At 66.4% G+C, this 22191-nt stretch carries 17 protein-coding genes and 1 pseudogene; 7 read left to right on the forward strand and 11 right to left on the reverse strand.

Going from position 1 to position 22191, the window contains the following annotated elements:
* Window positions 1-148: 148 nt before the first annotated feature.
* The 4 genes from DM816_RS03385 to DM816_RS03400 all read left to right on the forward strand — a co-directional run bounded on the left by DM816_RS03385 (window position 149) and on the right by DM816_RS03400 (window position 3862).
* On the forward strand, window positions 149-1075 hold the full coding sequence (locus DM816_RS03385) for an alpha/beta hydrolase fold domain-containing protein (protein WP_162907057.1): 927 nt from the start codon (window positions 149-151) through the stop codon (window positions 1073-1075).
* Window positions 1076-1430: 355 nt separating this feature from the next.
* Window positions 1431-2945 (forward strand): ABC1 kinase family protein, encoded by a 1515-nt coding sequence (locus DM816_RS03390; protein WP_117208571.1) that lies wholly within the window; start codon window positions 1431-1433, stop codon window positions 2943-2945.
* Between the two features lie 145 nt (window positions 2946-3090).
* Window positions 3091-3471, forward strand: coding sequence for a hypothetical protein (locus DM816_RS03395; protein ID WP_162907058.1), 381 nt, complete (start codon window positions 3091-3093; stop codon window positions 3469-3471).
* 13 nt (window positions 3472-3484) lie between these two features.
* Window positions 3485-3862 (forward strand): hypothetical protein, encoded by a 378-nt coding sequence (locus DM816_RS03400; RefSeq protein WP_117208573.1) that lies wholly within the window; start codon window positions 3485-3487, stop codon window positions 3860-3862.
* A 228-nt stretch (window positions 3863-4090) separates the two neighbouring features.
* On the opposite strand, the pseudogene DM816_RS03405 reads toward DM816_RS03400, so the two are convergent.
* The 6 genes and pseudogenes from DM816_RS03405 to DM816_RS03435 form a co-directional block, all read right to left on the reverse strand.
* Window positions 4091-4303 (reverse strand): annotated as a pseudogene (locus DM816_RS03405) (AAC(3) family N-acetyltransferase); the annotation flags it as partial.
* 29 nt (window positions 4304-4332) lie between these two features.
* Entirely contained in the window at window positions 4333-4773 is a 441-nt protein-coding gene (locus DM816_RS03410; protein ID WP_162907059.1) for a DoxX family protein, read from the reverse strand.
* A 51-nt stretch (window positions 4774-4824) separates the two neighbouring features.
* Window positions 4825-5028: a hypothetical protein gene (locus DM816_RS03415; RefSeq protein WP_117208575.1), complete on the reverse strand. Its 204-nt coding sequence runs from the start codon at window positions 5026-5028 to the stop codon at window positions 4825-4827.
* 274 nt (window positions 5029-5302) lie between these two features.
* Window positions 5303-6679 (reverse strand): family 43 glycosylhydrolase, encoded by a 1377-nt coding sequence (locus DM816_RS03420; RefSeq protein ID WP_162907060.1) that lies wholly within the window; start codon window positions 6677-6679, stop codon window positions 5303-5305.
* A 332-nt stretch (window positions 6680-7011) separates the two neighbouring features.
* Window positions 7012-9027 (reverse strand): glycosyl hydrolase 53 family protein, encoded by a 2016-nt coding sequence (locus DM816_RS03425; protein ID WP_117208577.1) that lies wholly within the window; start codon window positions 9025-9027, stop codon window positions 7012-7014.
* Window positions 9028-9578: 551 nt separating this feature from the next.
* Complete coding sequence (locus DM816_RS03435; RefSeq protein WP_117208578.1) at window positions 9579-12548, reverse strand: ATP-binding protein; 2970 nt, start codon at window positions 12546-12548, stop codon at window positions 9579-9581.
* 89 nt (window positions 12549-12637) lie between these two features.
* On the opposite strand from DM816_RS03435, the gene DM816_RS03440 reads away from it, so the two are divergent.
* Window positions 12638-14488: a serine hydrolase gene (locus DM816_RS03440; RefSeq protein ID WP_117208579.1), complete on the forward strand. Its 1851-nt coding sequence runs from the start codon at window positions 12638-12640 to the stop codon at window positions 14486-14488.
* A 296-nt stretch (window positions 14489-14784) separates the two neighbouring features.
* Here the strand turns inward: DM816_RS03440 and DM816_RS03445 are convergent, their stop codons facing one another.
* From DM816_RS03445 to DM816_RS03460, 4 genes are all read right to left on the reverse strand, one after another.
* Window positions 14785-15591, reverse strand: coding sequence for a DUF1206 domain-containing protein (locus DM816_RS03445; RefSeq protein ID WP_246001487.1), 807 nt, complete (start codon window positions 15589-15591; stop codon window positions 14785-14787).
* Window positions 15592-15681: 90 nt separating this feature from the next.
* Window positions 15682-17397 carry a CocE/NonD family hydrolase gene (locus DM816_RS03450; protein ID WP_211588530.1) on the reverse strand — a complete coding sequence of 572 codons (1716 nt, stop codon included), beginning with the start codon at window positions 17395-17397 and terminating at the stop codon, window positions 15682-15684.
* 160 nt (window positions 17398-17557) lie between these two features.
* Window positions 17558-17686 (reverse strand): hypothetical protein, encoded by a 129-nt coding sequence (locus tag DM816_RS45120; protein ID WP_281274286.1) that lies wholly within the window; start codon window positions 17684-17686, stop codon window positions 17558-17560.
* 61 nt (window positions 17687-17747) lie between these two features.
* Entirely contained in the window at window positions 17748-18425 is a 678-nt protein-coding gene (locus DM816_RS03460) for a hypothetical protein (protein ID WP_117208582.1), read from the reverse strand.
* 962 nt (window positions 18426-19387) lie between these two features.
* Between DM816_RS03460 and DM816_RS03465 the strand changes: the two genes are divergently transcribed.
* On the forward strand, window positions 19388-19972 hold the full coding sequence (locus DM816_RS03465) for an RICIN domain-containing protein (RefSeq protein WP_162907061.1): 585 nt from the start codon (window positions 19388-19390) through the stop codon (window positions 19970-19972).
* Between the two features lie 123 nt (window positions 19973-20095).
* Here the strand turns inward: DM816_RS03465 and DM816_RS03470 are convergent, their stop codons facing one another.
* The gene (locus DM816_RS03470) at window positions 20096-20719 is read right to left on the reverse strand and encodes a TetR/AcrR family transcriptional regulator (protein WP_117208584.1); all 624 of its coding nucleotides are present in this window, start codon (window positions 20717-20719) and stop codon (window positions 20096-20098) included.
* A 75-nt stretch (window positions 20720-20794) separates the two neighbouring features.
* On the opposite strand from DM816_RS03470, the gene DM816_RS03475 reads away from it, so the two are divergent.
* Window positions 20795-22066: an erythromycin esterase family protein gene (locus tag DM816_RS03475; protein WP_117208585.1), complete on the forward strand. Its 1272-nt coding sequence runs from the start codon at window positions 20795-20797 to the stop codon at window positions 22064-22066.
* The last annotated feature ends 125 nt before the right edge of the window (window positions 22067-22191 follow it).

Below are 22191 nucleotides of genomic sequence, written 5' to 3' on the forward strand. Positions count from 1 at the left end.
CGCAGACACAGCCGAGCAGAATCCTCGGACCACATTGTCATAGGCGCCGAGTCCGTGCCAGACAGACGATCGCTGCGAGCGCCGCGGTCGTTGGCGCGACGTCGGCCGCCACTTGCAAACCAGCTGGGCGGGAGAGAGGAGATGATCGGTGACGCCGGGCCCGGTCATTTGGTTGTCTGCATATGGATTTCAGTTGGCGTTCCCTTGGCTGGTGCGCCTGTTTCTCTCGTCGCCTGCGATGGAGTTTGCCACCAGGCCGATTGCCGAGCCGGAGACCATTCTGGTGCCTACACGGCATGGTCCGATCAAATCGTTGATTCTCCGGCCGCCGCCTGACCTCGTGACCGAGTGGTCGCGCCAGGGCCGATTGCCACCGGTACACGTGCAAATCGCCGGCGGCGCGTTCATCGGGCGGTATCCCGAGCTCGAAGCCAATGTGGGCCGCTATCTGGCCTCGGAAGTCGGCTGCTGCGTGGTCCTGCCCGGTTATCGCACAGCGCCGCAAGCGTCCTTTCCCGTGGCGGAGCAGCAGATACACGACGTGGTTCAGTGGTTGCACGGTAACGGCGCCTTATGTGGATGGGACGGCGATCACTTGTCGGTTGGCGGAGGGAGCGCGGGTGGTAAGTTGGCGCTTAATGCGGTGCAGCAAGCAATAGACGCGGCCGCATTCGTTCCTCTGGCTCTCACTGTTGAATACGCCTTGTGCGATGTGGCGTTGACCGACGAGTTCTGGTGCAGCCTAAAGCGCAGTTCCTACATCAGACCGTGGATGCTGCGGTTGATGCGGAGCGCATATTTCACCGACCGGATGCGGTTGGTCGAACCGCTGGCTTCGCCCGCGCGGTACGACCGGCTTACCGAGTTTCCACCGACACTGATCACCACGGGTGGACTGGACATCCTGCACACGGAGATGGACCGTCTGGCCGCACGTCTCGCGGCAGAAGGAGTGACCGTCACACACCACCGGTTTGAGTCGGCGGACCATGGTTACACCCATATGCGACCGATCGAGACAGCGGCTCAGGCCATTTTCATGATTGGCCAGCATTTGAGGAGATGGGTGGTCTAGGGCGGTCCGCCCCTCCACACAATCGGTCTTCGTCGGTGGAGTGGACACAGGTGGAAAATTTAACATCCAAGCCCATTGCGGTACTTGCTCGGGCGGGCCATCGGATGGTCGCCTTGAGGGGGCACGGTCGATTGACGGGCCGGTGCCGGTGGCGCGCAGCCAAAGTATGTCTCAGGCGGCAGATCCGTATGAGACACGATGCGGCACACGCTACGGGTTCAGCGAACGGAAATGACATGGATGGCGTGAACCACCCCGGCTCTGACGCTCCTGCGTCGGAAGTGACCGAGGCCATTATTCGGTTACCCGTACGGCCCAAGGTGTTCCACACGACCGCATCCGAAGGAGCGCAGACATGACGCGCGGTCGCTTGATCACGGTGACGAGGGTGTTCACCTCCCTACTCGCCGATGAGGCCGGCCACACCGCATCGGCTCTTGGCGGCCGGGCCGCAGGAGCCGGCGCGGCGGCTCGACGGGCCGAGGCAGCGCGCATGGCCCTGGAACGGCTCGGCCCCTTCTGGGTCAAGGTCGGGCAAATTATGTCCACACGATCCGACTTCGTGCCATTGCACATGAGAAAGGAGTTCGAAAAGCTTCACGACGAGGTCGGTGTGGCGCCTTTCTCGATATTCGAACCACAATTGGAGGCAGAGCTGGGTCAGGGCTGGCGCCGGATGTTTCGTGAGGTGCACACCGCCGAACCCCTGGGATCGGCGTCGCTGGCACAGGTCTACCGAGTCGTCCTTGCCAATGGGCAACACGGCGTGCTGAAGCTCCAACGGCCCGATATCCGGGAGATGGTGCTCGCGGACATGCGCTTGTTTCGCCGCGGAGCACGAGTGGTGCGCAGATGTGCCCCCCGGTTCAACGCCGTCATCGATATCGAGGCCATGCTGAATGTGGTGTTCGAGGCGATGGAGGCGGAGCTGGACTTCACCGTGGAAGCCGCCAACATGGAGCAGGGCCGACGGCTTGCGGAGCGGTTCGAATCGATCAGCGTGCCACAGGTCTACCTCGCCACGCCGAAGGTACTGGTGCAAAGCCAGGCGCCGGGGTGTTCCATTCGAGATGTCGGCAAGGGCGGCCTCCCGGACGATCAGCGGTTGGCGATCGGCCGGGATCTGCTCCGATTCATGTACCACGGGTACTACCTCGAGCGCATGTTCCACGCGGATCCTCATCCGGGCAACATCTTCGTGCAGAAAGGCGAGCAAGCCACGCTCATCGACTGGGGTCTGGTTGGCAGGGTGGACCGGCCCACCAGCCGCGACGCCCTCCGCATCCTGATGCATGTCGCGGGCAACGACGGCAGCGGAGCGGCACGTGCCTGGCTGGAGCTGGGACGAGCCACACCATGGGCCGACATCGCCGGATTCTGCGGCGACATAGCCGCCCTGGTACCCAAGCTGACCGACGCGTCGCTTGATCAACTAAACTTCGGTGTCACCCTCACCTCGGTGATGAAATGCTCCGCCCGCCGGGGTATCAAGACGAGTCCCATGATCTCCTTACTGGCAAGGTCCTTTTCCACCCTGGAAGGGTCGATTCGCTGCATCGCCCCCGAACTGACCGTGACGGAGGTGCTCCGCGAGGACATCTGTGACATCATGTGCCATCTCGTCGGCGAAACGATTTCGCATACCAAGGCCGCCTCAGACGTTCTCGAGGCGATCGCCATAGCGCACAGCGCACCCGAGCAACTGCGCAGCATCGTGCGCGATGTCGCCAATCGCGACCTGTCGATCCAGATAAGCCGAGCCCCGCCCAGCGTTCCAGGGGCGATGGCGCCCGTGCTTCCCTTGGCGGCAGGGTTGGGACTCGTCGCGCTGATCCTGCATCACCGACGCAAGATGCAAGGTAACAGATGAACGGCTCGGCGACTTAACACCGTAGCCACCTTAACAACTGCAATGACTCAAGCCATTGGGTTATGGGCCGATATCGGGTGTGAGTCGACGCAGTGACACTGCACCGAACAGTGCGCAAACACAAAGACGCAGGAGGATGATTTTCATGTCTCGCCGCAGTGGCATCAGCAGTTACCTGGGCGACGTCGCCGACGATACGAAGGAGTTCGTGGACAGTCTCCTGGACCGGGTATCCGACCTTGACCGCGAGCTGCGGCAAGCTGCGCGGCGTGCGCTCGACAACCAGAAGGACCGCGATAAGCGGGTTGCCGACATGAGAGACGAGGTGCGGCGGCTGTCCCGTCAGCTCCAGGAGCTCGATGATTCGGGCCCTGACGAGGGTACGGGTGGCGGTTCAGAATCCCACAGCGGCATATCCGAGCAGATCGACGCGCTGAGATCGGAGATGAGGACGCTGTCGAAGGCGCTGGAGGATTTCGCCGCGCGCGGGCCAGGCTCGGCGACTTCCGGCAAGACATCGACCTAAGGGAGCCAAGCCCATGCGTCGCGACGGCACGCATCCTGCACGGCCGGCCGGTGGGCGTCGCCTCTTTCGCGAGGAGCCCGACGGGAACCTGTACGACCTCGACAAACGTTGCCTTGTCAGTCCCACGGAACTCGGTGATGCGCTGGCGGCCGGCGCCACGTTCAGGGCCTACCGGCACGACACGGGTGCGGACTGCACCTATGAGATTCTGTTGAAGCTCTTGGCGTTGCATCCGCTGACGGCGATTGGAGCCGGCTCACGTGAGCTGATTACCACGGACGCAGCGGTCGAGGCGTCGGTGCAGCGGGCAGTTCTCGGACGGCCTATGCGTTCGGGACGCACGCGGTTCCCGGCCGATCGGAGCGACGCTGATGGTGGTTGGGCGTATTGACCACGGGCGTGGCGAGGGAACCACAGCGATGGCGGCTTAGCCATGCACACACCGCACCCCTCGAGCAATCACCTGCAAGGCGGTTCCGCATGAACGCTTCCATGCATTCCGACCTGATCGGCGGGGCCACTCGAGGACTATGGTGACCAACCGAGAAGGCCTGCGTAGCCAGGGGCGTCTGACACCGGCCTACTCAGATGGATGTGCTTCGGGAGTACTGCACCAGCCCGCCGGCGGACTGCCGGGGCCATGCGGGTCATTCCACGGCTGGTCGGCCATCAGTTCGGCCGCTGCCGCTCCCAATGCCGCGAAGCTCACGCCCGGGTGCCTGCTGCGGACGGCGCCGGGCCGGCGGCGCAGCGCTTCTGGCAGACGGCCGTTGCCGTGGTCGGCCTCGCTGAGGTCAGGATCGTAGGCCGGGTGCTCCTCGCGCGGCGCGTCTAGCGCGGTCCGCGTCGGCGTGGGCACGGCTATGCCGCAAGCCGTTCCGGGCGCGAGCCCTCTGTCGCGGCCAGCCGCCCGTCGATCGCGAGCGAGCCGGAACCGGCCCAGAGCAGATAGAGGTTCAACATCAGCAGCACCGGAGCCACACCGAGATGGAACGGGCCGCCGACGGTCAGGCCGGCCGTCAGGATCGCACCGGCCATCACGATGGTCAAACCCAGTGCGGCCAGGCGGGCGCCGAGGCCGAGCATCAGCATCAGCCCGGCGCAGAACTCCAGCAGGCCCACCAGATAGACGATCACGGGCGAGTCGGGGAACCCGAATTTGACGAACTCGGTCACCTCGAACTCAGTGATCACGAACTTCACCGCCCCGAAGAAGGCGAACGCCAGACCGACGAAAATCCGGATCACGGCGGTCACGGCCGCCGCGCGACCGTCAACCCGACTGCCAACAAACCACTTCAAACGATTGCTCACTCTATTTCAGAGCCGGCACGGCCGTCAGCGTTACAGATCCTACGGCGGACTTTGGCGTTGGCGAGGATCTGCCGGCTCGGCAGTGCCGTGCTCGCCGCAGCTGTCAGGCCCGAAGCGGCCAGGTGGGGCGTCGACGATGTGCAGGCCGACGGCGTAGCCGTCCATGTCCGGCACGCCACGCGGAGGCTGGCCGAACTTGGCCGCGGCCGTGTCACCGAGCACATAGGAGGGTGTGTGCCGCATGCCCGCCAGGTCGATGTCGCGCGTGATGATGTCGTAGGCGCGGTCGAACGCCTCGCCGAGCCCGGCAGAGCTTTTACATTCCCCACGATGCAGTAAACGCTTGCATCTGTCGCCAGGGCCTGAGAGGGGCGATGCGCAGCTGGCAATTTGCCGTGTCTGTCCTGGGCAGCCGGTGCGGTCGCGGCACCTGGGCGGCCCGTTCGTCCGGGAGCTGGTGGTGATCTGAGCGCCACCGCCAACTCCCGGAACCTGCCGTCAAAGGCCTTGCGGAGGGTTATTCGCCAGACGGTACGGGGAGGGCGACACCGGTCCGCACCGGTACACCGAGGTTCGGTGTGCCGTCGGCGTTCCAGTTGACCTTTTGTGCTCGCGTGGTGCGCGTCGTGCCGCAGCCCTGCGTCGCCGAGCTGTTGGCGTGGTACGCGATCCAGGTCTCGGTGCCGTCGGGTGAGGTGAAGAACGAGTGGTGGCCGGGGCCGTAGACCCCGTTCGCGTCGTTGCGCTGGAAGATCGGGTTGGGGAACTTCGTCCAGGACGAGGCGGCCAGTGGGTCGCCGCCGCGGTACTCCAGCATGCCGATCTTGTAGTTCGGTCCGCCGCAGTAGCTGGCCGAGTAGGTCAGGAACGTGCGGCCGTTGTGCTGCAACAGGAACGACCCTTCGTTGACGGCGCCCTCCTGCCGTTCCCAGGCCAGCGTCGGGGCCGAGATCCGGGTTCCGAATGCTGCGGCTGTCCACGGGTTGGTCATCGGTGCGATGAACAGTGACTGCAACCTGTCCGTGCCGAACGCCGAGAACGTCATGTACAGGGTGTTGTTCAGCCGGATCGGGGCGGCGTCGATGGCCCAGCCGTTGTTGGGCATCAGGTTGAGGATCCCGCGGATGGTGTACGGGCCGAGCGGGTCGGATCCTGCGCTTTCGGCGACATGCGTACGCCGGGGCAGACTGCCTTGTTCGACGGAGTAGTACAGGTACCACCGGTTGTTGATGAGTTCCAGGTGCGGGGCCCACATCGTGTTCCCGCCGGTGCGCACGACTATCTGCTCCGCTGCGGTACGCAGCCCGGCGATGGTGGGTGAGCGGCGCATCACCACATTGGAGGTCCAGGTCGTGGCGACGTAGTAGTAGAACCCGTTGTGGAACACCAACGTCGGGTCGGCGCTGTTCGGGGTACCCACCACCGGGTTGGTGAACGTCGCGCCGCCGGCACCGACCTCGAGATGGTCCACATTGGGCAGACCGCTGGACGTGGTCGCCGCCAACCGGATCGTGTTGCTCCCCGCATTCGCGTTCACGGTCAGGGTTTTGGTGACCCACGTGCTCCACGCACCGGTGCCCTCGAACGACGGCGTCTGCACCGTGGTCCCGTTGACCACCAGGCTCGCCGGACGGGCGGTGGTGGTGCCGTTGGCAAACCGGATCCCGAGCGTGACACTGCCGGCCGCGGCAACGTTCACCGTGAACTGCGCGGCGGCCCCAGTCGCGTTGTTCGTGTTACAAAACCCGCTTCCGGAGTACCCGGACCAATCCGAGTCGATCGTCCCCTCACAGGTGGCCGGGGAGGTCTCCGCCTCATACCGCGTCGTCGCGGCCGACGCCTCCGGCAAACCGACCGTCGCCCCGGCGGCGACCAGGCCAGCGGTAACGCCCACAACAAATCCGGCACGCCAGCGAGACCGGCGCGCAGGCCGTTCAGTTGTCACATTCATACACTTCTCCTCGATCTCAAGCGATCGGTGTTCCGATGTCGAGCGCGCCGACGGGGCCAAACACGCAACGCATGCGCCATCGGCTCGCTGCTCGGTTGCACACCGTTGAAACGTTCTGCCTGTTGGGCTCCTGGTTGACGTCGTCGTCGGTCCAAAGGGGAGTGGCGGCAGGACCCGCCAAAAGAGGCTGTTGTCTGATCTAACAATGAGCTGTGTTAACAGCCGGCCGAGCGCTACCCGCTGGTGCCGACTGTTCAGCCCCGATGAACATGGGGCTATGTGACCTCGACTGTTGCTTTCACGGCCGTCATCGCCTTGCCTTTACCGCTGCCGAGGTTGGTGATGGTTGCGGTGCCGCTCACGGTGAAGGTGCCTGGCGTGGCGTAGCTGGCCGGGTTGATGGCACTCCAGGTGACCCTGACAGTCGAGCGGACACCCGTGCGCAGGTCGAGGCTTGTCACGGTGGTGGGGAGCGTGGGAGCCACCCGCGCCCGCGTCGCGGCAAAGACGTGGCTCTCAACGACGTTCTTGGCGAATGCGTCGTTCCAGACCTTGAAGGAGGCGCGCAGCGTGCCGTTTGCACCGGACCCCGTTGCGAAGACGTTGGTGCCGGCCCACGGCCACACACCGGTGCCCGCGTTGTTGGGTATGTCGTTGATCGTCTTCATGGCGGCCATCGTGTCGTCCCCCTGCGACTGCACCGTATAGGTGAAGCCAACCGGATGGTTCGGATCGGATAGGGGATCGGTGACCCTGCCACTCGACGGCGGAGACATCTCGGCGATATTGAGCTTCACGCCTGGCAGAACCTTGGAGATCTCAACGAGATTGCGCTGCAAGACCGCGTAGCTCCCGTGCCAGTCCGGGTAGTAGGACAGGCCGATCCGCTCGACCATACCGCTCATATTGTTGAGCTCACCGGAAAGCGCATTGATCAGCGTCATCACCCTGGCAAAAACCTGGTTGGGGTCAAGGACCACCTTGCCGGTCGGCGTCTGCTCGATGACGTTGAACGCGAAATGCAGCATGCTCTGGATGTGCGTGCCTCTGGTCGCGTTGACTTGTTTGATCGCGCGGTTCCCGGCATCGACCAGCCGGGCGAGATTGTTGATCGAGCGCAGGAATTCCTGGTATGCCGCCGAGTTGGTATCGCCTCTGGCTTCTTCGTACTTCATCCACTTCACGCCGCCACCCGGCGCGAGCCGGTAACGACCCGACGTGTAGTAGTGGTGGTGATGGACGTACGGCGTGATTGCATCGTATTCCCGGCCCCACATCATGCCGTTCGTGACCTCGTTGCCCAACTGGACGATGTCAGGGGTCGTCCCCTGGGCGACCAGGCTGCTGACGAAATCGTAGGTCCACTGGTAGGTGGTCTGCACGAGAGCGTCGAACGAGCGATCCGCCCAGGCATAAGGCTTCGGCTGGTTCTGCGGATCGGCCCAGCTGTCGGCGTAATGGAGATCGATCGCAAGCTTCTGCCCGGCCCCGATGACCGCTTTCGCAACCCGACGGGTGTTCGCCGGCGAGCTGTTGCCCGCACCCGTGCTCGCGCCGCCGGTGCTCTCGTTCTTCGGCTCGTTCCAGACGCGCAGGCGGATCGTATCCCAGCCGAGATCCTTCGTCAGGCCGAAGAAGTTGTTACCGTTCTCTATGGATCCGGGGTCGGTGAACTTGCCGCCGCGGACGCCGGGGACCCGTGGGTTGTTGCCGGCGTTGTAGTAGTAGGCCGTGGTGTTGCCGCCCTGCTCGGACGTGTCGGAGCCGTTGTCCATGTCGGGGCGCAGATAATTGAAGATGTTGAACTCGCGCACACCAACGGGCGAGCCCTCGTTGATCACGAGTCGGAGGTAGCGCAGGCCTTCGAAGTCGAAGACATCGGTGAAGACGCCACCCGGCCGGGCGTTGTTCCCCCGGTCAGCCAACACCGTCCAGTCGTTCCCGCTCCTCGAGCCCTGCAGTTGATACTTGTACACCGTCCGGTTGCTCGCGAAGACCGTCTCCACCTTGTGGATCGCGTCGTAGGCGCCGCCCAGATCGACGGTGAGTGTGGCGGGCTGCGAGGTCGCCACCCAGGCTGTCGCCGCCGAGCCGTCCAGCGCGAGACTCGCGTCACCGCTGGATGCCGTCGCCGACACCCAGTACTTGCCCGAGATGTTGCTTTCAGCCGGCGTGTAGTTGGCCGTGCCACTCAGTGCGACCGCCGGGCGGGGGGCGCTGACAAGGAGTGCGGCCAAGGTAATCGAGGCGGCCAGCAGGGCCGCACCTGGTCGCTTCAAAGACTTCCGCATACGAAGCTCCTATCTCCTAACGGTCTCAGCGGCGGTCAGCTCACCGATGGGGTCTTTGCGCTACGCGCAGCGGCTATGCGTGCGTGCAGAACACGCGGATCGCGGATGGCGGGACGTGGTCGTCATCCGTTCGCGGTCTGGCGTAACGGGGTGGCCGCGACGCGCACGCGGTTCTCCGCGCCTGTCGGCGCGGCGTGATCACATGCCTCCTCGATCGTCGGGCCGCCCGGGTCGCGGTCGGCCCCGCCGCCCCAACACTGTTAGCGCTCACATTGAGATGTATCAGCAATCGTTATCGCCGGACATCTAAATGTCAACAGAAACCGGTCCGAGCGTCGGCCGGACCGGTTTCAGGCAGCCGGAGAGCGTTACCCCGGGCACTGGCGGCAGCGACCTCCGTTCCTCCGGTCACGCGACGCCGGCCAAGGGCGGGACCGCGTGATCAGGGTGGTCCTCGCTGACGATCAGACCCTGGTCCCGGCAGGTTTCCGCTCGATCCTGCAGGGTGAGGCCGACGTGGCGAAGCGAGGCGCGGTCCGGAGGATCGGTGATCAACGCGATAGCGCGGAAACGGGCGGCAGTTCGCCCATCGCCTGTCGATACCGGGCCTGCGCACGTCGTGCCTCGCCGTGCCATCCGTACCGCGTCAGCAGGTCGATCAGGGCCAGGTGGGCGTTCTCGTCGTATGCGTCAAGTTGCAGGATCTGGTGCAGGTGGGTTACCGCGTCAGCGGTGTCCCCGCACTCCTGAGCGAGGTCGACAAGTGTTCGCAATACGCGAAGGTACGTTGCGCGTGCCTCCTCACGCGCCGGGATGGCCCAGTCGTCATACGGTTCGTCGCCGAGGAAGTCGCCGGTGTAGAGCCTTTGCGCGTCGCGAAGCACCAGCCGCGCCTGCTCCGTTTCGCCCTCCCGGACCAGCCGCAGCCCGTGCTCGACCGCCAGCAAGAAGTCCTCCAGGTCGATGTCGATGCGTACGGTGTCGAGCGCGACGCTGCCCTGCCCCGACTGCAGGAAGTGGTCGGCGGGCATGCGCCGACCCGCGTCGAGCGCGCCGCGCACCGTTGACAGCGCCACGGAAAGGCGGTGCGCGACCTTCGCCGGATTCTCGTCTGGCCACAGCATTTCGCCCAGCTCTTCCCTTGGTACCGGTCTGCCTCGCCGGGCCACGAGAATGCGCAGAAGGTCACGGGCCTTGCGCGACTGCCACACGACGATGTCACCCGAGCCGGTGCTGACCTCGAACCGGCCGAAGGTGCGCACCAACACCCGATAGGGCGGTGCGCCGGCGGGCGTCCAGTCCACACCGCGGGCGGCCAGCCGTGACTCGGCGAGTTTGGCGGCGATCCGGTCGTCGGCGGAGGCACCCGGCAGCACACCGAGCGTGGCGGCGACCCGGTCGGCGTCGAGTTGCGCGTCGGCCGCCTGCCATAGGGCCAGCGCCTCCCGCCATGCCTTGCGTGCCAGGGCCGGGCTCTGTGCCGCGCTTCCCATCAGCTCCAGCGCCTCCGGCAGCAGGGCACGCTCGCGCAGCTGGCGTGCCCTGCGCGCGGCTTGGGCGGCGAGTTCGGCAGCGCGATCCACCTCGGCCGTGGCGAGTTTGGCCCAGCCGAGTGCCAGCGTGGCCACGGTCGAGTCGGGCTCGACGGCGAGCGCTCGTTCGGCGTGGCGGAGTGCGGCTTGGGTGTCGTGCGCCGCAACGACTTTGGTCAGCCCGGCCAGCGCGGGCACGAGCGCCTGCCGATCGTCGGCGGCCTCGGCGATCCGGATGACCTCCTCATACGCGGTTTCCGCCTCGACTCTGCGGCCGCGGCGGCGCTGAATGCCGGCAACCCCCAGCAAGGGATAGGCCACCATCTGCGAACCCGTGCGCCGGTATAGCCACACCGACCGCTCGAACGCGGCCAGCGCCTCATCCAGCCGCCCGAGCCCGGCCAGCGCCTCGCCCTCGTTGACCAGGGCGAGGGCCTGCATCGGCAGGTGACCGATGGCCTCGGCCAGGCGGGCACCCGGCTGCACCTCGGACAGGGCCTCGGCGAACCGGGCGTCGTCGATCAGGCGCGATGCCCGGTTGGATCTGATCCGCGTGACTTGAACGACGTCGCGCGCTCGTTCGGCGTGGGTGAGCGCGCGGTCGTAGTGCTCGCCATTGCCCTCCGGATCGCCCGCGAGCTTGGCGTGCAACGCTTTGGCGACATAGGCGGCTGCCATGGCATCCGGTGCTCCGGCGCTCAGGGCGTGCGACATCGCCTGCTCGGCGGCGTGAGCGCAAGCCGGCATGTTGCCCAACAGCCAATGGACGGTCGCGGCCCATGAGTGCAGGCGCGCCAGGTCGGCCGGATCGCCGTCGAGGTGCGCACGGTCCAGGATGGACAGTGCGGTCCGGGGGTCGCCGCTGAGATAGTGCAGGCTTGCGGCCCGCCAGGCGAGCGCCGGGTCCACACCGTGGCCATCGTCACCGGCGAACTCGGCCACCATGCGCAGCGCTGCGGCACTCTCGCCGGTGGTGTAAAGCGCTTGCGCGTGCACCACTTTAAGCACCGGCGGGCGATGCCGTGCGGGCACACGCTCGGCGACTTTGATTACAGCGGTGGCACCGCCGGCCGCCAGGATGCTGTCGCCGCGGGCGCACACGAGATCCATGGCCTCGCCCGTCAGACCCGCCGCGCAGTACGCCTCCACTGCTGCGAGCGGCAGGTCGTGGTCGGCGTACCAGGAGGCGGCTCGGGCGAGAAGGTCCTGGCCCGTGCCGCCCGACCGCGTTCGCAGGTATTTGGCGAGCAGCGGCGGCATGCGGTAGGACCCTGGCTCGGCGGCGGCCCGCAGGAGCCCGATCCGGTACAGCATATCCACTTCGGACGGTTGATGGCCGAGCCATGCGGCAAGGTCGGCGGTGACCGGGTCGAGGTACGCCGCGTCGGCCAGCAACCCGAGTACCTCAGGCGCCAGGCCCTCCAGCACCTCGGATTCGAAGAAGTCGGCGATCGGGGTGTCGCTCGCGGTCATCCAGCCGAGCAGCGCCTGTGGCGACGCCGGCCGGTCGGGGCGAGCCAGTGCCTGCCCGGCCAGGTGCACCAGCGCCGGCCATCCCGCCGTCCAGGCCCACACCAGGTCGGCCTCGCCCACGCGGTACTCGTGCCGCAACAGCGCCTCGACCTGCGATCGCGTCAGCGCGAGGTCGCCGGGGCCCAGCTCGGCAAGCAGGCCGCGGGCCCGCCACCGGGCGAGCCGTCCTTGCACCGGCACCCGTCCGATGACGACCAGCCGGCACTCGGCCGGGAGCCCATCGGCGAACTCCACCACCCGGTCAATGTCCAACCTGGACACCTCATCGGTCACGAGCCACAGCGGCTCACCCGCCGGGACGAGCACCGGGCCGGCCTGACGCAAAAGCGACTCATCGTGCCAGCGGACGGCGGCGCCGCGCAGCCGATCCCTGACCGCCGTGGTCTTGCCGTAGCCCGCGGCGGCCGTGACCAGCGTGCACCGCCGGGAGAGTCTGCGGTCCGATCCCGGCTCCATCTACTACCTCTTCTGCTGTGTCAGGTCCTGAACAACGTTCTTTGAGAACAGTTTGAGGCACCTTGAGGGTCCGCCGCGAAGCTGATGCCATGCGAATGAGAACACTGATCAACGCGGGGCTCACCGCCGCCCTCGCCGCCGGAATGGTGCTCGGTGCGACCACACCGGCCTCCGCCGCCACCGTCATCGACCCTGAGCGGTACTCCGCCACCCCGACCGGGTTCGGCTGGTACCTGTCGACGAACAAGGCCACGATCGACAGCTGGTCCAACCAGTACAACATGCGCGTCATCGGTATCGAGGTGATCGGGCCGGACAACTTCGCCGCGACCATGGTGCACAACTCGGGCGTCTACCAGCGGGGTGTGTCGGGCAGCGCATCCTGGACGACCGACGAGACCGTGGACACGCTGCTGGACAAGCTCAACGGCAAGCGGCTGCTCGACCTCGAGCGGTATGTCGTCAATGGACAGACTCGCTTCGCGGCCGCGTGGGTGGACAACCCGGCGAGCAACTGGCACAACTACAAGTGGTACATCAACAGCACCGAGAGCCATATCAACACCAAGCTCGCCGAGCTCGGCGGGCGAATCATAGATATCGATCATGTGTCGGGCGATCGGTACGACGTCGTGATGATCCCCAACACCGGCGTCGATTACAAGCAGTCGTGGACGGTGTTCGGCAAGACCCTTGCCGAGGTCGGTGACCTGATTGGCCAGCACAGCGCCCGCCTGGTCGACGTGGAGCGGCACGCGGACGGCAAGTGGTCGGCCGTGCTGGTCAAGAACGATCACGCGTACTGGTCGTGGCACCCGAACCTGACAGCGCAAGCGGTGGTGGACATGCAGGCGCAGAAGGGCCTGCGGCCGATCCACGTCAAGCCGTTCCCGTTCAACGGCGAGACCCGGTATTCGGTGATCTTCGTGGACAACCTCGACGCGACGTCGCTCAAGGCGCGCGACGCCATCGAGCAGGGTGCCGGTTACGCCAAGCGCGGGTTCTACCTCAAGGCGGTCGACGGGCCGGTGCACAACTGGCTGCGCGGCGACACCAAGTTCGAGCCGGCGAGCATGCTCAAGGCGCTGCACCACGTCCATGCCATGCGCCGGGTCTACCTCGGTTCCGAGCAGCTGACCAACCCGGTGACGTGGTACAAGAACCCCAACGGTCCGGACAACGCCGGCTGGTGCGCGTACAAGGACGACGGCACGCCGATCACCACGATGCCGGTCAACGACAACCTGGAGAACACGCTCAAGGGCATGATGGAACAGTCGGACAACCGCAAGACCGACGCCATCTACAACCGGTACGGCGCGCTCGCGCTCAACAACACGGCCGACGCGCTGGGCATGACCGACACTCAGCTCAACCACCGCATCGGCTGTACCTGGGAGGCTGGGGGCCAAGTCAAGGCGAGCAACGAGCTCACGCTGGTCGACGCCGGCAAGCTCTACGAGGCGGTCTACCGAAGCAGCTCCCCTTATCTGGGTACCGGCTCCGCCCGCGACAAGTTCACCGAGCTCACCGGCGACGGCACGTTCATCTTCTCCGCGGTGATGAAGGACGAGGCAGCCGCGCTCGGCCTGACCTTGGCGCAGCGCAACGCGTTCGCCGCCGAGCTGTGGGGCGCGTACAAGCCCGGTGGCTACGCGAACGCGGCTGAGGGCGCGACCTGCGACAACACCGGCTGCACCGCACTGCTGATGCGCAGCACGGCCGGTGGCATGATCTCAGTGCCGTTCAAGCAGGCCAACGGGACGATCGTGGAGAAGAAGTTCGTCTACGGCGCCTTCATCGACGGCGTGTTCGACTGCGGCGTCGGCGACGACAAGAACTGTGACGCCGAGTCCGCCGCCATGTGGCCCGCCGTGCAGGCAAGCATCGCCGAGACGCTTCGCCCGCACCTGAAGGCGGCGCTCGCGACCTGGAAGTAAACCGCCGCAACGCCGGCCCGCACCGGGTATCACCCCGGTGCGGGCCGTCATACTCATGTCTTCGCCGACATCGATGGGCGGCTGCGCTTCTTCGATTTCGGGGACGCTAGCACCGCGCATCCCTTTGGTTCCATACACGGCCAATTCAGCTACGGCTGCCTCGAGGAACTGCTTGGCCCCGACGTGATCTAGTGCCGTGTCACGTCGCCTCGGTCGTGTAACCGTGTTCCCGCCCAGCCGGTTGCCGCCGCACGTAGCTGTAGCCGCCGCAAAGGCGAGTTGCGACGCAGGACGGTTCACACCCTGCGGTACCGCGCCTGGACGAAGCAGAACACGCCGAACGCACCGAGACCGGCGGCGACCGTGGTGAGTACGAGGCCGCCGTGCGGTTGCCCGGCCAGCGTGCGCAGGGCCGCATCCAGACCACGCGCCTTTGCGGGATCGTAGGTGCTGCCCGCGATCGCGAGCAGGACGCCCGCCACGCCGTAGGCCACGCCCTTGGCGATGTAGCCGACGATGCCGAGCCACCTGCTCGCGTCGCGCATCCGCGCGCCCATCTGGGCGGTGCGCATATGGTCGACGAAGTGCCCGAGCCAGCCGTAGATGATCAGGCCCGCGCCGAACAGGGCAAGCGCGACGCCCGCGAGCGTCACGAGGGTCGTGCCGTTGGGCTGCGACATCAGATCGGACGCGTTCTGCTGTTGCGCGTCACCACCCGCGCCGGCTCCCTTGAACACCTTCCATGCGGTCCAGCCCAGGTATCCATAAAGGACAGTGCGCGCGGCGGAGGCGAGCCTTTCGAACCGGCGCCGATTGCCGCGGAATTCGCGGTGCCCCACGACCACCAGCAGCGCCTGCCACAGCGCCATGGCGGCGAAGCCCAACGTGACGAGCAACACAAGGATGCTGCCCAGGGTGTCGTCGGCGAGCAGGCGCAGCGCACCGGACTGGTCAGCGTCGGCGGCCGGGCGCTGCGCCGCGATCTGCAGCGCGACCCAGGCCAGTAACAGGTGTGTGAGGCCGTATCCCAGGAAACCGGCGCGGGTCAACCGTTCCAGCCAGCCGCTGCGCGCGACGGCCTGCACTCCAGTGGTGGCGGACATGCCTGTAGGCATACCCAAAAAGTGCGGACTTCATCACCGGCCGCTGTCCACCTTGGAATCGTTGCGGCGGGGCCGGCGCAGGGCTGCGGGTCATCTGAACCGGGCGGGCCCGCCGACCACCGGCAAATGAAGCACACCGGGCCGGTCGGGTCCGAGGCGGACGGTGACCGGCAGGACGGTGGCATTGCCGGCGTATGCGGCGTCGGACGCGGCCAGAACCAACCGGATGCGGTGCCCGGCCGGCCATCGCTGGGCGATCCCGGGCAGCTCGATGCGCAACGGCTCGGTAACGTCGGCGACGCGCACGGGCGAGATCAGCCTGTGCCGCAGAGATATCGTGCCGTCCGGCGCCACATCGTACAGCTTGGCGAACAGCACGAGCTGCCCCGCCGGGCCGAGCCGCTGCGTGAGCGCCGCCGCTGGGCTTTCCAACCGAATGTCCAATGTGGGCACGCCGACGGTCACGAGCTCTGATGCGAGCGGGCGGCTGGTCCACGCCGCGAACGTGCCCGGCGCATCGAACGGGACGGCGAGCGGATCAGGTACCCGATTGCCTTGCAGTGCCGAGGTTTCCGAATAACTGGTGGGCACCCCGCCGGCCGCGTTCGCATACGCCTGACTCCCGGCCCGCACGGCGTGCGCCGACTCCACCAGGCTCGCATCGCCCGACAGATGCAGCGACTGCGGGCGCCCCACCGGGTAGGACTCCGAGCCGGCATAGGAATTGGACCAGTCGCGGTGATAGGCGAACCGCGGGCCGGTGTCGGTGGGCAGACCCTTGAGGTAGTGGTCGAACCAGGCCAGGAAGCGCCGGCCGAGATAGCTGGTGTGCAGGCCCTCGGGCGACAGGTCGAGCTCTCCCGGCGCGGGCGTGCCCTGGCTGTGCCCCCACGACTGCCAGATCATCTTCACCGGCACACTCCGCTCGGCCAGCGCCGCATAGGTTCGCGCCGCCTCGTTCAGGTTGAACAGCGTGTCGGCCTGCCCCTGCACGAGCAGGGTGGGCGCGGAGATGCGCTCGATGTAGGAGGCGACCGACACCCGTCGCGTCAGAGCGGTCGTCCCGGGCGTGGGATAGCCGAGCACCTCCAGCTGGGCCTTGCCCACGCACACCTCGTCGGTGAAGTTGGGACAGCCCACGAGCCGGGCCGGGTCGTATTGCGCGCCGGTCACGCCGTCGTTGATGCCCTCGGCGAAGAACAGCGACGTCCACACTTTCTTGTGCACGCCGGGCGCGTCACCGGAGTTGTTGGGGGCCAAGGAATATGCAAGATCGTGCCACGTGATGAGCGGTATCAGCGCGTCGATGCGCGGGTCGATGCCCGCCGCGGCGAACTGTGCCTGGCCGCCGTAGGAGCCGCCGATCATCCCGACCCTGGGGTCGCCCGGACCATCGAGGCGCACTTTCCCGGTACCCGCTAGATAATCCACCAGTTGGCGGGCGGCCTTGCCGTCCCAAGCGGGGTCGTCGAGGGTGATTTTGCAGCCGCTGCCGCCGAAACCGAGACCGGAGTAGGACAGCACGACATAGCCCTGCGCCGCGAACGCGCGGCCGGTGGCCCGCTGGCTTGCGTCATCCTTGGCGCCGCCGAATCCGTGAGTGGTCAGGATGGCAGGCGCGGGATTGTCGGGTGTCGCGGTGTGCGGGAGGTAAAGATCGGCGACGACGTCGCAGACCGCCGAGTCGTGCGGCCCGACAACGGTTTTCACGTGAACCGTCGTGACCGTGTGATCTGGGGCGGTGTCGGCCGCCGGAAGCAGGGCGGCAACCATCAGGATGGTCACGAGTGCGGGAGCGAGGGCCACGTCTGCCTATCGCTTTCCCGCCACCAGACGCAACACGGCGGGCCGGCCCCACCTGAGGGGAGACAAGCGTGGGGCCAGAGCTCCCGGCAGCCGGGTGAGCCAGCCGTCCGCGCCCCGTCCGGCCGTGGCAGCGAGCAGGGCGCCTTGAACACCGTGGCCGTCACACCAGTCGTGTCGTCCGCCTGACCGTGGACGGGTTGGGCGCGGCGATCATGCCGGAGTCGTGCACCGGCGGGTCCGGCAGCAGCGGCGGCAGCGACTCGACGCCCTGCACGCTGGTCGAGAACACCTGCTGGAGGGCCTTCCACCACGGCCCACCTGTTTGGTTGCCGTCAGCGGTTTTGTCGCTGTCAGTGGCCGAGGAGATCGGCCACACGTAGGAGCGGCGTCACGAGCATCGGGATCTGGTCCGGATCCTCGATCGCGCCGCGCTGCCAGGTCAGCAAGTCATGGCCGGCCAAGCTCCACACGGGTATCCGGCCGGCGAGGTGTTCGGCGATCAACGTGGGGCCGAACAGGGTCCGGGCCCACTGCGGGTCCTTGGTCTGTATCCGGAACGCCCGGTCGAACGGGTCGTGGCCCGTTGCGGCTGCGTTGTCACCGAACACCTGCCGACCGAACCGGGACACCGCACCTCGCACCTCGACGGCTACCGGGGGATATGCCGCATCGAACCGTACCGCGGCAACGATGAGGCGGTGTGTCGTGGTGCTCCGCGACCCTTTGGAATCCGCCATCGACTCTGTGACATACGAGTACTCGGCCACGCTAACGTGCCGGCCGTACATCGTTGTCGACAACAGCAGGGAAACCGAGCTCCGCTCGCCGCGGGGCAGTTGTGCCCAGTCGATGCCCGGCTCCGCGGTGACGGTCCAGCCGTGACGGGCGGCCCACTCGTGGACGCGCTGCAGGCGCTCCCGCTCGCGCCGAGAGCTTTTCCTGCCCAGCACGATCAGCAACAGGATCATCACGGTGGCAAACAGCATGCAACCGCCGCCAATGATCAGGAACGGATAGGATTCGCCCATCCTCGCATCCCCCTTCGATATCGATCACGGTCGAGGGGTCCCCGACAGGATCATCGGAAAGTGTGGAGGAGTGCGCAGCTACCGCTGTAACCGTTACAGTACCGCAAATCCAACCGTACCTTGCGTAGCCGATTCACTCACTTCCTTTGCCAACCACTTGGGAGAAGCTCCCTCAGCGTGGGTGAGGCGGTGGAGTCGAATTCTCAACTGCGAATGAACGATCCTGGACAGTCTGTCGTGAACGGACCAATGGATCACGTCCTGTAATGGTATGGGAGCGCGACGAGCCGGAGTCGGGGTGGCATGAGCCTGTTCTTAACCGCCTGTGGTCAGTGACGGTCGGATTTCGTTGTGGCGTGCGGCGTGCAGTCCGGCGGGCCGGTGTCCTGCCAACGCGTCCCATTGTCGATGGTGGACGGCCCGGACTCGTTGACCGTACTCAGCTGATGACTTGCCCACGCGTGGCAACCCCAGGTTGGGGGAGCAACCACTGCGAGCGGCGTAGTCAACGCGCTCCTCGTGCCCCTCGATCGGTTTGGAACGCGTCGGCGACACAGGCGCAGCATCCGAACCGGTACGACATGTGCATCGACCTTGGCGATCAGCGGACGGTGGGCGTCGCTGGTGATCACCGGCGGCCGACGTGCACGTTCCTCCGTGGGTGGCAGCGACCGCTCCCACACTCCCGACGCCTTCGGCGGATCCACGCCGGTTGGTGCTGATCAGTCGGGGGTGAGGTCCACTGTGGAGGCGGGGCGCGGTCGCAAATGGTGTGGTCCGTGCCAGCCGTATCCGCGACGACATCAGTAGCATGGATGCATGTCGATTTATGTACGAGGTGGGAGATGAGGGCACTAGGGGCGAAAACGATGATGAGGCGTTCTCCGCTCCGATCGATCCAGGCGGCCGCAGTTGCCGCGGCTTTGGCCGTCAGCACATTGACGGGCAGTGCGGCTTTCGGCATGGGCGCCGCCGCGTTGGCACGGCCGGCCGGTGTGCTGATGGCAACCGATGCCGATGGGCGCGCCGTGCAGATCGGTAAGGCTGTGACCTCCGACGGCAGACCGCGGCTTGGCGTGCAAGTGACGAGCAACCTCGTGGCCGCGCACAGCGGCAGGTGCCTAGACGTGACCGGCGGCACAGATGCCACCGGCAACGGTGTGCCGGTACAGCAGTACGACTGCCTGGGCAGCGCCCAGACGAACCAGGTCTGGAGTTTTGAGAACGAGACCGTCGTCGGCGGCGACTACTACTACAACATCGTCGCGGCGCACAGCGGTAAATGTCTCGACGTGACCGGTGGCAACGGCGCGACCGGTAACGGCGTGCCGGTACAGCAGTACGACTGCCTCGGTCCCGCCGCGGCCAATCAGCAGTGGCGGATGGTCGTCTTCAAGGTCAAGCTGCAGCTCGTCGCCCGGCACAGCGGTAAGTGTCTCGACGTGACCGGTGGCGACGGCGCGACCGGTAACGGCGTGTCGGTACAGCAGTACGACTGCCTCGGCCTCAGTCAGTCCAACCAAATGTGGTACCGGTTCAGGCCGTGAGCCATGCCGAGGTCTTTCCGGCCCGTGCCGGGAAGACCTTGACGTGCCTATGTTTGTCTATAGATACCTGGCGGCGATTATGCGGTTGCGCCGGCCCAGGCTCTGCCATCGGGCTTGCGGCCGCTAGCTTCGGAGAATAGTGGTCAGTCCGTTGAGAACGATCGCCAGGCCCTGCCGGAACTCGTCGGCGGGCAATACGTCCTGCGCCGCCCTTGCGGTGCTGGCAAGATGCGGGAAGGTATCGGCGGGCAAGGCTGCCATGGCTTCCGTGCCTGCTGCAGCCAGGGACGCAAGATACTCCGCTTGAACCGCGCCGATGAGATAATTGACGAGGGTGCGCTGGGCAACCACCCGCTCGCGGCCGGTGAACCCGGCGTCGGTGAGTGCGACGAGCATGGACTCCATCCACCGTAGGGACTTCGTCGCGGTGTGCCTGTGTGCCAGCAGCAGCGGTATCGCGTGCGGGTGAGCGCTGGCCGCGTCTCGCAGGCGCATCACCAGAAGCGTGACCCGGTCGGCCCAACAGGCAGCGAGGGGTACGTCGGCTTCCACCGGGTCGAGCACCAGCGCCACGACCAGCCGCTCCAGCTGTTCCCGCCCGGTCACGTACTTGTAGAGCGCCATCGTGCTCATGTCTAGCTGGGCAGCGACCGTGCGCATGGAGAGCCCGGCCGTGCCCTCCCGGTCGAGGACTGTCAGCGCGGCGTGGGCGATCGCGGCGGGGGTGAGTGAGCGCGGTCGAGGCACGCCCGTAAGCGTACCGTGTACTCTTACCAGCCGTAGGCGTACACCGCACACTTTCGCGACAGAGATGGGTGAGTCATGACTCGGTCCGTGAACCTGACCGGTTGGATTCGTGAGAACGGACTGGCGCTGTCCTCACTGGACTTGGACGCTCCGTTGGAGGAGCTGGAGCCGGTGCGGCGGATGATTGGGGATGCCCGGGTGGTGGCGATCGGTGAGAGCTCCCACCATGTGCGTGAGTTCTTCCAGGTACGTCACCGACTGTTGCGGTTTCTCGTTGAGCGGTGCGGGTTCACGGTGTATGCGCTGGAGGCGCCGTTCAGCGAGGGGCGGGTTCTCGCCGACTGGCTGGAGGCAGGCCCCGGCGCGGTGGAGCGGGTGGCGGCTGAAGGCATCGCCATGTCGCTGGGCGACGCACCGGAGGTATACGAAGCCCTGACCTGGCTCCGTGCCCACAACCAGCGCCGGCCCGAGTCATCGGTGCGGTATGCCGGCGCCGACGTTCCCGGCTCATTGGGGTCGCCCTTGCCGGCCCTGGAGGAAGTATCGACCTATCTGCGCGATATCGACGGCGACGCGCTCGTGCCGCTGGGCCGCGCGCGGGCGGTGGTGGAGAAGTTCCACCAGGACCTGCCGTTCGCCACCATGATGGCGTACTCGGCGGTGAGTGAACCTGACCGGGAGACGCTGACCGCCGCCCTCAGTGAGCTGCTGGCGCGGATGGAGCGCCTGGCCAGCCGCCAACGCAACTTGGGTCGCGCTGCCGAACATGCGCTCGCCACCCACCACCTGCGGGGGGCGTGGTACATCGACCAGTTGCACCGGTCGCAACTCACGGAGGGGATCGAGGTGGCATCCACCTTCCGCGACCTCTACATGGCCGAGACGGTACTGCGTCTGCTGGCCGAAACGCCCGGAAACCGGATCGTCTTCGCGGCGCACAACTGGCACATCCAGCGGGCACCGGCGCCACACGACAATGGCGCCGACCTGTTCCCAGCCGGATATCACCTCGCCGCAGCCCTCGGCGACGACTATCGCGCCATCGGGGTGACCGCCGGACAAGGACAGACCGCTGTGTCCGATGTAGAGGCGCTGGTGCAGGGCGCCTTTCCGTTCCGGGAGGCACCGCTGCCGCCGCCCGAGGACGACTCGCTGGAATCGGCGTTTCCGCTGGACCGGATGTGCACGATCGCGGACCTCCGCGCCGCGTCCGCGACCGTGGCGGATGCGGCGACCTACCGACGGATGAGGATGGCAGACTACTTCCTCGACCAGTCCGCGTTCCACGCCTACGACGCCGTGGCGTTGGTCAGCGAAACCCATGGGAGTGACCGGACCCGCCAATGACACCGCCCACCGGGGACCCACAGGCAGCAACGCCGTGATCGCCACGTCCTTGCGAGCCGGCGTGCAGGGACTGCAGCTGGCGAAGTCGTCTGATGTCCGCCTGCGGCACGCGGACGCAAAGCCCC

It is taken from the genome of Allorhizocola rhizosphaerae (assembly GCF_003426775.1).
In the GTDB taxonomy this organism is placed as follows: domain Bacteria; phylum Actinomycetota; class Actinomycetes; order Mycobacteriales; family Micromonosporaceae; genus Allorhizocola; species Allorhizocola rhizosphaerae.